Origin of the sequence: Pseudomonas sp. MWU13-3659 (genome assembly GCF_023757525.1) — a bacterium.
Taxonomy (GTDB): domain Bacteria; phylum Pseudomonadota; class Gammaproteobacteria; order Pseudomonadales; family Pseudomonadaceae; genus Aquipseudomonas; species Aquipseudomonas entomophila_E.
This window is the reverse complement of record NZ_JAMSHW010000057.1, coordinates 1-11,295: the sequence shown is the minus strand read 5'-3', so window position 1 is coordinate 11,295 and position 11,295 is coordinate 1. Positions and strand designations below refer to the sequence as shown.

Here is an 11,295-nt window from a genome sequence, read left to right as displayed (position 1 = left end):
ATAGTGTTGGAGCACTCAAGCCAACCTCTCAGACATTAACTTTGAGCGGGCAGCCAATCTCGACAATCCATTATCACCAACCCTTAAGCATCGTTCATAACAACAGTAAAATTACCACTACCGGAGCAATAATTTAGAAAGTCTCTACAAGCACCCTCATCAGAATTAAGCGCAACACACCCAAAACCAGTATCATCATGAGGATAAATTGCAATATTCAATGACGGATCAATATAAAAACACACCTGACCTATTACCCCTGCATGACACATCAGCAGTTTCGAAAGACCTATAAAATCAGCACTGGAAAGACTGAAGCTGAGAGAGTTTGCGATCAAAGGGGATTCCCCATATCGATAGCTTTCAAAAGCATCAGTCATTGGCGAAAGCAGTCGCTTAGACTTCATCTCATCATAAACACATTGATATCCCTTGATAGTCTCCTCATCATCCTCCCGGTCATCATCAAACGAAAGCGCTGTGAGAACCACAACCCCCTTATTATCCGACTTGAAAAAACCCTCAAACAACGACACCGCTTCATCTATCAATAAATATGAGAAAGCCTTGTTTCTTTCAAAGCACCCAACCCAATTAGACGAAGTACTAAAGCCGCTAAAATTTATATCGCACAAAGAAAAGCTATTTGTCAATTTCGATGGTTTTCCCATCACTCATCCCCACGATTATCTTTTTCTTTAGATAAGGGGACAGATTTATTTTCCCCACTTAAAAATAGAAAAATAAATCTACCCCCTTTTACTCGCTGGCTTTCTAGTCACCATAAGCTATTAACACCTCATCCTCCTCAAATGACGCACCTAGAAAGCTCACAAAACTAACAACTTTCTCGTCGCTAACACCTCTCAAAAAAGCCACCAATATCTTTTGATGACCGGGGTAAACTCGCGTTTTACCATACGGATCTATATATACTCCCGTCTTCTGTTTAAGCGCCCAGAAGGCAGACTCAAACAATTTGAATTCTCTATCATGAATAATGAAGGAAGGCTTTCTACCCTGAGCATCAGATAAATATGAAATATCAAGTATGACTAACCACTCAAACACGCGGCGATACGCGAAATAGCAAGCAATGGGGGATAATTATTTTCTTTAGGCCAGTAAAAATAAATCCGCCCCCTTTTCCCTCCAGTCAAAAAGGCAAAACCCCTTTCATACTAGAAAACCTCCCCACACCAACATTTTTTAACCTGGAATAGTCAAAAGCCTCCTCCACACTTGAAAACTCACTAAGCTCTTCCGTTGCATAATCCTCAAACACATCCATTTTACTTTCAAGAACGCAAAAAAGTACGCAATGTACTTTTCGCCTTCCTTTTTAATCGCACATTGAAAAAAATAGCGCTCCCCATCTATCTCCCTTACTTCGTCATAGCCTCTTACCTTACCTTTTTCTATAGAGGCAACCAATTTTTCAACTGAAAAACTAGCCATCTACATCAACCCTCACCACTGTCCCGCCAGAAAGTAAAAAGGGGACAAAAGTAAAAAGGAGACGGATTTATTTTCTCTCTTTTTTTGTAGCGAAAATAAATCCGCCCCTTTTACTACTTTTTACTCGAAGCATGTTAATTGAGTGCCATTCGAATCCATTCCCTTTCCCTCCGCAAATCACCTATTTAACCTCCAACACCTCGACAGCCTTGCCAATAACATAACAATCGCTACGCCGTCTAATAGCATCCAGCGTCACAGGAATATCCAAAAAATCACAACCAAACGCTATGCAGTAGCCTCCTACTCCCGACGGTGAAAACATGACCTTTTCAGAGATATCATTACCGCGCCCGCCCGCAAAATCTGATCGAACCTCCACAACATCGAAGATCTTCAATTCAATACTACACCTTTTAGCCACACCGTTTAAAAATTGACCTTCCAACCCAATTGTAATATTCAACTTACCAAAACTTTGAAAGTCATATCTAAAATATCTTACACATCCTCCTTGAAAACCGTGGCACCCATCAAAAAAACTCACAACATCTTTAAACAACATATTAGACCCCCAGCCCTTCCCACACCACTTCAGACCACCTATACATGCTCCACAACCTCAACCGACCGTCCAATTGCATAGCAAACACTGTACCTCCGAACTATCTCAATAGACATCGGATCGAGGCCAAAATCCCCACTCACCTCCAAACACACCCTCCCCTCAAGGTCTAAAACTTTAACCTTCGAATTAATAACAATCGGAATCACTGTCGAACGTACTTCGCTCACACCTCGAACCCATACATCCACCCTCCGCCAGACATTACCTTCTAAGTTATAATTTTGCGCATATAACTCAAGTTTTACAGAGCAGGTATCATCATCCGAAAAAACATACTCGAACGCCTTCAACACCCCGTCGTCAAAACCATCGTACTCATCAAAAATCTTCTGCACGTCACTTGAAATCATACCTATCCCATTACTTTTGCGATGGTTGCGTGCCCGGTGGAATTACGCTCCACCCTTTTGGAACTTGGTCTGGCGGCAAATGCACTGCATTAGCACCATGGCCGCTCTCTATATTCCCAGGCGGATTAAGTATGTGACCATGACCTGGAACCGCTGCACCATGACGTTTAAAGTCCACTTGACCTACCGCAAGTCCATCACTGTTGTAAATAGTATTTTGAACTGCAAACTGCCCATTACCGCTAAGCTGAGTATAAACACTATTCGGAGTTCCAGTTCCATCGCGAGGCGCGAGCTCCGTTCGCCACTCGTGAGTTAATTCACATATTTCCTCAGCCGTCAGGCCATATGGATCAATCCAATATATCGGATTGTTTGCGTAAGAATAAAGGTTCAGCCCCCCTACGAAGCTTACCGGGTCCTGGCTTACAAACCGTCCCATCTTCGGATCATAGTACCGATGCCGATTGTAGTGCAGCCCGGTTTCATGATCGTGGTATTGGCCCTGGAAGCGAATCGGATTGCTCAGACCGTACTGCTTGGCCCGGTCCGAGAGCTCTTCACGGACTTCACCCCAAGCCTTGTACTGCCCCGTCCAGACGATGTGACCGTGCTCGTCGGTCAGCTCCATCGGCGTACCGAGATGGTCACACTGGTACCAGGCAATCGCCTCGAACGGCTGCGGTTTCACCTCGGTATGCCACAGCGGATCCTGATCGAAGTCGTATTCGCGCTGGCTCCAATCCGGTTGCTTGTGCAAACGGATCGGACTCTTGCGCAGAGCCTGGGCCACCGGCACAAAACTGTTTGGCTCGTACAGGTAATGCACGGTGCGCCCGGTGTCGCCTTCATCACGCGGCGGTGAGCTTTCCCAGGCCAGGGTGTCGCCGTCCCAACCAAACAGGGTGAAGCCACAGCCGAGTTCACGTTGGCGCTTAGCCCGTTGCAGCTGGTTCCAGCCGGTCCCCGCCTCGGGGCGGTCCCAGAAGTGCACCACCGAATGCTTGTGCAGGCGCCGACCCAGGGCGTCGTAGCTGTAGTCGACCTTGAGCTTGTCGTCGTTGTAGCTGGCCAGCCGGTCGAACAGGTCCCAGGTGAAGTGCGCGTGGGTACCGTTATGCAGCCGGTGGATCAGGTTGCCGCGTTCGTCGTAGCGGTAATGAGTGCCGGCGTACTCGCGCAGCAGATTGTCCATCAGCTTGTTGCGCCGTGGGTCGGCTTCCAGCGGGCGGTTCAGTTCCTGGGTTTTCTGGTCGAGCAGGTTGCCGGCCGGGTCGAAGGCGAAGGTTTCCACGCCCAGGCGGCTGGTGGCCTTGAGCAGGCGGCCGACGGGGTCGTACTGGTACTCCAACGGGCCACGACGGCTGTCGTGGATGTTGGTCAGCTGGCCGGCGGCGTCATAACGGTACTGGCGCTTGAGCAAGGTAGATTGGCCGTCATGGCTGCCCAGCAGTTGCTCCTGCAGCGCCCGGCCGGGTCCCAGGCCTGGGTCTGTATCAGCTTATTGCCCTGATGCCTCGCGACTTCACGGTGCAGGTCATCGCGCTCATAGGCCAGCATCTCATGCTGGTCGAGGGTCATGCCGAGCAAGTGGCCGCTGCCGTAGGTCAGCCAGCTGACCTTGTGGCCGTCCGGGCGGATGGTGGCAGTGCGCTGGTTGAGCGCATCGTATTCGTGCTGCCACACCGCAACCATCGGCGTGCCGGTGGCCAGGTAGTGCTGATGCTCGCGAGTCAGGTTGCCCGCTTCGTCAAAGAACCATTGCAGCTTGCTGGCGGCGTTGACCGCCTGAACCAGCTGACCATTGCCGTCGTAGGAGAAGGTTTCGCTCTGGCTTTGATCCCCCAGGCGTGCCGTACGCTCGCGCAAGCGGCCCATGCGGTCGAAGGTCAGGTCGATACGACGTTGCCCGACCTGGGTGCTCGCCAACCGACCGCTGTACGGGTCGTATTGATAGCGGGTGACCAGCCCATCGAAGCCGGTCTCCTGCAGCAGCCGGCCCACCGGGTCATAGAGGAAGTTGGCCTTGCTCTCGTTCTCGTTTTCCAGCCCGATCAAGCGGCCGAGCTTGTCCCAGCGATAACGCAAGGTGTGTTCGTTGGCATCGACCCGTTCAGCGAGCAAGCCCGCGGCGCTGTACGCCCAGGTGGTGCAGCGGTCGAGCGCATCGACGTGGGCCAGCAGGCGACCTTCGGCGTCATAGTTGAAACGCTCCTCGCTCTTGTCCGGGTGGGTGACCTTGGCCAGTTGCCCGGCCTTGTACTCGTAGGCGGTCTTGTTGCCGGCGGCATCGGCGAACTCGGTCAACTGACCGAAGGCGTTGTACACCCAGCTACTGGTCTTGCCGGAACAGTCGGTGTATTCGAGCAGTTGCCCGGCATCGTTGTAGGCAACCTTCTTCTCGTTACCCAACGCATCCTTGATCGCCTTGACCAACCCGGCCGGGGTGTAGGCGAACTCGGTCTTGTTGCCCAGCGGGTCGACGGTCTCGACCAGATTGCCGCGCTCGTCATAGTCGCGTAGCCATAGCCCACCTTCGGCGTCGCTGATCTTGGTCAGCTGGTCCTGATCGTCGTAGGCGTAGTGCTCCACGCTGTGATCCGCGCGGATATGCTTGAGCAGGTTGCTGCGCTCATCGTAGACGTAGCGGTCCTGGCTGCCGTCGGGGTGGAAATTGTGCCCAATTTTCCGGGGTGATGGGCCCTTATCTGTTTGGCCAATTCCTCCGGACTTTCCTGTTGATCGCTGGCGGTGGGCAGGCGGTAGGTCTAAGGCAAACCCTTGTAGTGCTTGGCTTTGTTCAGACGCGGTGCGGTGGTGATCAGCAGGCACCGGCCGCGCGCAGCCGGTGCCTGGAACAAAACAACTGAACAGGGGCGCCTTTGTGCAACAGATGAATCTGCCATTCGAATGCCACCTTGTCACAAACCCATTTGACGTCTGTATAATCTAAGCCGACCTAAAAACTCACAATCCAATATAGGAAGTCAAAAAAACCTCTTCACTATATAGACTCAAGGGCAGTAGACCCAAACTCATCCAGCGCAAAAAAATCAACCCCTCTAACATTATTGTCGAGCGCCGCCCTTACAAAATCCTCGTTGCAAAAAAGCGTATCAACCTGCGCACGGAGCCCCTTGATCTTGAAAACTGGAGCAAAGTGCCCATCATTCAAATCCAGTTGCGAGAAAGCCACCACCTTACCAAACTCATCACAACTCAAGCTCGCTCCAGAAGAAACAACGCTCTCAATATCGTAACTATCAAACATACCAACATAATAGCTCACAGGATTGATTTCATCCCCACCTGACACTTTAAAATTCACTTTCTCAATGTCAGCAAAACCAACTCCACTGCTTAAGCATGCCTTGTAGAAATCACTACTCATCGCGTAGAAATCACGTGTTATCTGGCGCACTCCAAAAATATACTTTTTTGAGCGCCCAACCATTATCAGCCCTTCGGGTAGCTTTTCATGCGGCCGCCGCCTTACCGAATTTGCATACCAAGGAAAATATCCATACTCAACGCTCTCCCAGTCATCATAATTCTTATCAAAGAGAACCACGTCTAACAAACCTACTGGGCAGCCAGGCTCTTTTCTACACGACATCATATAGTATTTCATTAGTATTAGCTCAGTCTGATTGGTGAAACACCTGGGATGGCCGGCGACTTTAGCATTGCTCTATTTCGAATCTGAAGTGCAGAAATTTTTGCTCGCGCCTGCTCAGCAGAGATCCTTTCCTCATAAACATCCGAAGCGATAGAATCGATCTCCCTTTGCACCCCTTTACTATACTTGTCATGACTACCACAATGATAGAGCATACGCTTCATCTGCTTTGCCTTATCGACACTATCAGGCATTAAAACGCCATTCTCTCGATTATCCATCTCACCCTTCATACCTATATCGTCAAAGAACACTATATTTGCTTTCCAGACCTCCTCCGGAATGATGTGATGTGCCTGAAGGTGATCATGCGGTACACCACCCAACTTCCTGTTAAGTCTGCCACTACATAGTCCACTGGCGTCTATCCAACCAATCGGGTTAGGGGCATAAACGAAGAGATTTAGACCACCCTTGTACCTTATCGGGTCTTTACTGATGAACCTACCAGCTCTCAGATCATAGTAGCGATTGCGGTTGTAATGTAGCTCGGTCTCGTGATCGTGATACTGTCCCTGGAAGCGTATCGGGTTGCCCAGTCCGTGCTGTTTCGCCCAGTCCGAGCGCTCCTCACGGACTTCACCCCAAGCCTTGTACTGCCCGGCCCAAGCGACATTGCCTTGCTCATCGGTCAGCTCCATCGGCGTGCCGAGATGGTCGCACTGGTACCAGGCAATCGCATCGAACGCCTGTGGCTTGACGTCCGTGTGCCACAGCGGATCCTGATCGAAGTCGTACTCGCGCTGGCCCCAGTCCGGTTGCTTGTGCAAGCGGATCGGGCTTTTGCGCAGAGCCTGGGCGACCGGCACGAAGCTGCCCGGTTCGTACAGGTAATGCACGGTGCGGCCGGTGTCGCCTTCGTCGCGTGGCGGTGAGCTCTCCCAGGCCAGGGTGTCGCCATCCCAACCAAACAGGGTGAAGCCACAGCCAAGCTCACGTTGGCGCTTCGCTCGTTGCAACTGGTTCCAGCCAGTCCCCGCTTCCGGGCGATCCCAGAAATGCGCCACCGAATGCTTGTGCAGGCGCCGGCCCAAAGCGTCGTAGCTGTAGTCGACCTTGAGCTTATCGTCGTTGTAACTGGCAAGCCGGTCGAACAGGTCCCAGGTGAAATGGGCGTGGGAGCCATTGTGCAGGCGGTGAATCAGGTTGCCACGTTCGTCGTACTTGTAGTGGGTCCCGGCGTACTCGCGCAGCAGGTTATCCATCAGTTTGTTGCGACGTGGATCAACCTCCAGCGGACGGTTCAACTCCTGGGTCTTCTGGTCCAGCAGGTTACCGGCTGGGTCGAAGGCGAAGGTTTCCACACCCAGGCGGCTGGTGGCCTGGAGCAGGCGACCGACGGGATCATACTGGTACTCCAGTTGCCCACGACGGCTGTCTTGAATATTGGTGAGCTGACTCGCGGCATCGTATCGATACTGACGCTTGAGCAGCGTGGACTGGCCATCATGGCTGCCCAGCAGCTGTTCCTGCAAACGCCCGACCGGATCCCACGCCTGGCTCTGCATCAGCTGATTGCCTTGATGCCGCACCACCTCGCGGTGCAGGTCATCGCGCTCGTAGGCCAGCATCTCGTGCTGATCGAGGGTCATGCCGAGCAGGTGGCCACTGCCGTAGGTCAGCCAGCTGACTTTGTGGCCGTCCGGACGAATCGTTGCAGTGCGTTGGTTGAGCGCATCGTATTCGTGCTGCCACACCGCAACCATCGGCGTGCCGGTGGCCAGGTAGTACTGGTGCTCACGGGTCAGGTTGCCCGCTTCGTCACGGAACCATTGCAGCTTGCTGGCGGCGTTGGTGGCCTGGATCAGCTGGCCGTTGCCGTCGTAGGCAAAGGTTTCGGTCTGGCTCTGATCGCCCAGGCGGGCGGTACGCTCAGCCAACCGGCCCATGCGGTCGAGGCGCAGTTCGATACGGCGTTGGCCGACCTGAGTGCTCGCCAATCGACCGGTGTGCGGGTCGTACTGATAGCGGGTGACCAGGCCATCGAAACCGGTTTCTTGCAACAGCCGGCCGACCGGGTCGTAGAGGAAGTTGGCCTTGCTCTCGTTTTCGTTTTCCAACCCGATCAAGCGGCCGAGCTTGTCCCAGCGGTAGCGCAGGGTATGTTCTGCCGCATCGACGCGCTCGGCCAGCAGGCCAACCGCGTTGTAGGTCCAGGTGGTGCAACGGTCGAGCGCATCGACATGCGCCAACAGGCGGCCTTCGGCATCACGCTCGAAGTGTTCTGCGGTCTTGTCGGGGTGGATGACCTTGGCCAGTTGGCCAGCCTTGTATTCATAGGCGGTCTTGTTGCCCGCCGCATCGGCGAACTCGCTCAGTTGGCCGAAGGCGTTGTACGTCCACTGGCTGGTCTTGCCGGAGCAGTCGGTGTACTCAAGCAACTGCCCGGCGTCGTTGTAGGCAAGTTTCTTCTCATTGCCGATAGCATCCTTGATCGCCTTGACCAACCCAGCCGGGGTATAGGCAAACTCGGTCTTGTTGCCCAGCGGGTCGACGGTCTCGACCAGGTTGCCGCGCTCGTCGTAATCACGCAGCCACAGCCCGCCCTCGGCATCACGGATCTTGATCAGTTGGTCGTGGTCGTCATAGGCGTAGTGCACCACGCTGTGGTCGGCACGGATGTGCTTGAGCAGGTTGCTGCGCTCATCAAAGGCGAAGCGATCCTGGCTGCCGTCGGGGTGGACGTGGCGGATGATGTTCTTGCGATCATCGCGGAACAGCCATTCGGAGTTACCGTCCGGATGCTTGATGCGGTAGGTGTAGCCGAGGATGTCGTAATAGTGCTTTGTCTGCTGGCCGTGGGCGTCGGTCACGGTGGTCAGGCGGATGTGCTTGTCCCATTGCAGGCGTGTTTCGAAGCTGCCGTCGTCGGCCCACTCGCGGATGGCTTTGGCATGCGCCCCCGAGCCGTCCCATTCGAGGTTGAAGCCGCGCTGGGTGCGGTCGGTGTAGCGGGTCACCAGGTGATGCTGGTACTGGTAGCGCCAGGCGGCGCCGTGCTCGTCCTGGGCGATGACCAGGTCGCCCTGGTCGTCGTAGTGATAGGCGCACAGCTGGCGCAGCGGCTTGCCGTCGACCACCTGCCACAGGCCCTGGATATGCCCATGGTCATCGAGCAGCGTGCCCAGTTGCAGGTGCACCTTGGTCGGGTCGTTGTCCTCGTAGGTGTTGATATCGGACAACACCGGTCGGCCGTTGAAATGATGCTCATAGTGCAGCATCGCGCCGGCGCCGCTGCGCAGGACGATATGAACCAGATAGAACCGATCACCGACACGCTCGTAGGTTTCACGCCGCTCCAGCCCTCGGGTGAGGATGATCTGGGTCTCTGTGGTGCGGACCAGGCCACGGTATTCGATCGGGTCATAGTGCGGCTTGCCCTGTTTGGGCATCGGGTACGGGTGGCTGCGGCCATCGACATCGTGGAACACCAGGCCATCGTCGACCACATCGATGCAGGTGGTGAACTCGGTCAGCCAGCGGGCGCCCAGGCTGCTGTCGTCGAGTTCTGCCAGCCGTGAGTTGTAGGTCCGCGCCCAGGTGACCGGGAATGGGCCGGGCAGGCTGAAGTCGACGTGCTGCAGGGTTTCGCTGCCCAGGGCGAAGTTGATGTCGCGGGTGGTGCCCGGGCAAGGGCCGTTCTTGCAGCGGTTGGCCGCATTCTTTGGCGGCGCTTCCTCGCGCTGGGTTTCGAGCTTGCCTTGCGTGGCCTGGTGCTGCGCGGTACTGGTGGAGTTTGGCTTGATGTTGGTGTTCACCAATTGCGGATTGCGCCTGCGCCACAGTGCCACGCTGCCGGCCAGGATCAGACGCAGCGCCTCGATCGAGTGCGGGTTGCTGGCAGAACCTAGCTTGAGGATCTCGCTTTTGATCTGAGGTGCCAGCACCCGCAATTTGGCGACTTGCTTGTGGCCGTAGACCTTGGCCTCTTCACTGATCGTCGCGCTGGCGGCCATGTTGGCCATGCCCTTGCCGGCCGCCTTGTAGGCGCTCCAGGCCGCGTCGAAGATGTTGTCGATACTGGCCAGAGGGTCATGCAGCAGCTGGTCGGCCGCCTTGCTCGCTTTCTTGCCTGCCTCGCCGAGGTCTTTGCCGCTATTGAGGTTGGCATCGATCAAGGCATCCAGGCCGTTGCAGATCTCGTTGAGTATTTCCTCGCCCTTGCCACCCGCCGCCGTCAGGGTTTTCCTGAGCTTGCCTTCGGCTTGGCTGACGAAGTCATCCAGGCTACCGACGATGTCGGCGTTCAGGTGCCCGGCAATAATCTCGATCAGCGCGTCACCCAGGATTTGCTTGCCTTCCTGGCGCACCATGAACAGCATCGGCCGCAGGCTCATGCGCGCGGCCGCCATGTTCGGTGGAATAGGTATCACGCCGATCAGGTTGATGCCCAAGCTGACCCAGTCCCACGGGTCGGGCTTTTTACTTTCAGCGAGGGTGACGATATCGCCCAGGGCGTCGACCAGGGCAATGATGTTACCCACCACCGGCAAGGCACCCGCGACGTTCTTGATGCGCTCGAGGGTGACATAGCCATCGCTGACGTCGCGCAGCCAGGCATCGAATACTGCAGCACCACGGCCGACGTCTTCGATGTGGATTTCGTTCAGGGGAACGATGGCGACTTCGCGGCCACCGGGTTGGGAAGTCTGTTCGGTCATGAAATCAGCTCGCCTGGCATCAGGTCAGTCGGGGTGTTCAGGTTCGGTGCCTTGAAGGCGGGGAGTTTGGGTGGCGCCGGCAGCTTCGGCAGGCTGGCCATGGCCCCCTGCACGGCGGCACCGGCCTTGCCCGCGACGCCCAGGGTGCTGGAGGCGGCAGGCAGTGCCGAACTGGCGGCGCTCGCCAGTTGCGGCAGGCCGGCGACGCCGCCTTTCAGCGCGCCTTGCACCTGCTGCGCACCCTGCAGCGCGCTCTGCCCGGTCTTGAGCAGGCTCATGCCGCTCTTGGCCGCGTCCATGCCACTGCCGGCCAGTTGCTTGATCGTGCCCATCGCCGCGCCATTGCCATCAGGCGTGAGCGTGTCGATCATCGAATCGAGCATCGAGGGCGCGCCCTCTTCAGTCATGGGCAGCTTCAGCCATGGAGCGCCTTTGACGAAGCTGCCCAGGCTCCAGGTGTCGGCCGTGTCGAGGCCGAACGCCGCCGTGGCCGGCCCGGGCGCGGCGCCGGACACGGCA

The 11,295-nt window shown here is 55.6% G+C and carries 4 protein-coding genes and 2 pseudogenes; all 6 read right to left on the bottom strand.

What is annotated here, in order from left to right; genetic code table 11:
* Nucleotides 1-83: 83 nt before the first annotated feature.
* Complete coding sequence (locus NGM28_RS27925) at nucleotides 84-671, bottom strand: hypothetical protein (protein WP_252092466.1); 588 nt, start codon at nucleotides 669-671, stop codon at nucleotides 84-86.
* 968 nt (nucleotides 672-1,639) lie between these two features.
* Nucleotides 1,640-2,023, bottom strand: a complete 384-nt coding sequence (locus NGM28_RS27920) for a hypothetical protein (RefSeq protein ID WP_252092465.1) — start codon at nucleotides 2,021-2,023, stop codon at nucleotides 1,640-1,642.
* Nucleotides 2,024-2,776: 753 nt separating this feature from the next.
* Nucleotides 2,777-5,109, bottom strand: a pseudogene (locus NGM28_RS27915) (RHS repeat-associated core domain-containing protein); the annotation flags it as partial.
* A 331-nt stretch (nucleotides 5,110-5,440) separates the two neighbouring features.
* Nucleotides 5,441-6,067 (bottom strand): hypothetical protein, encoded by a 627-nt coding sequence (locus NGM28_RS27910; protein ID WP_240065209.1) that lies wholly within the window; start codon nucleotides 6,065-6,067, stop codon nucleotides 5,441-5,443.
* Nucleotides 6,068-6,072: 5 nt separating this feature from the next.
* Entirely contained in the window at nucleotides 6,073-10,776 is a 4,704-nt protein-coding gene (locus tag NGM28_RS27905; RefSeq protein WP_252092464.1) for an RHS repeat-associated core domain-containing protein, read from the bottom strand.
* Nucleotides 10,773-11,295: pseudogene (locus NGM28_RS27900) on the bottom strand (type VI secretion system Vgr family protein); the annotation flags it as partial. The pseudogene NGM28_RS27900 and the gene NGM28_RS27905, both read right to left, overlap by 4 nt.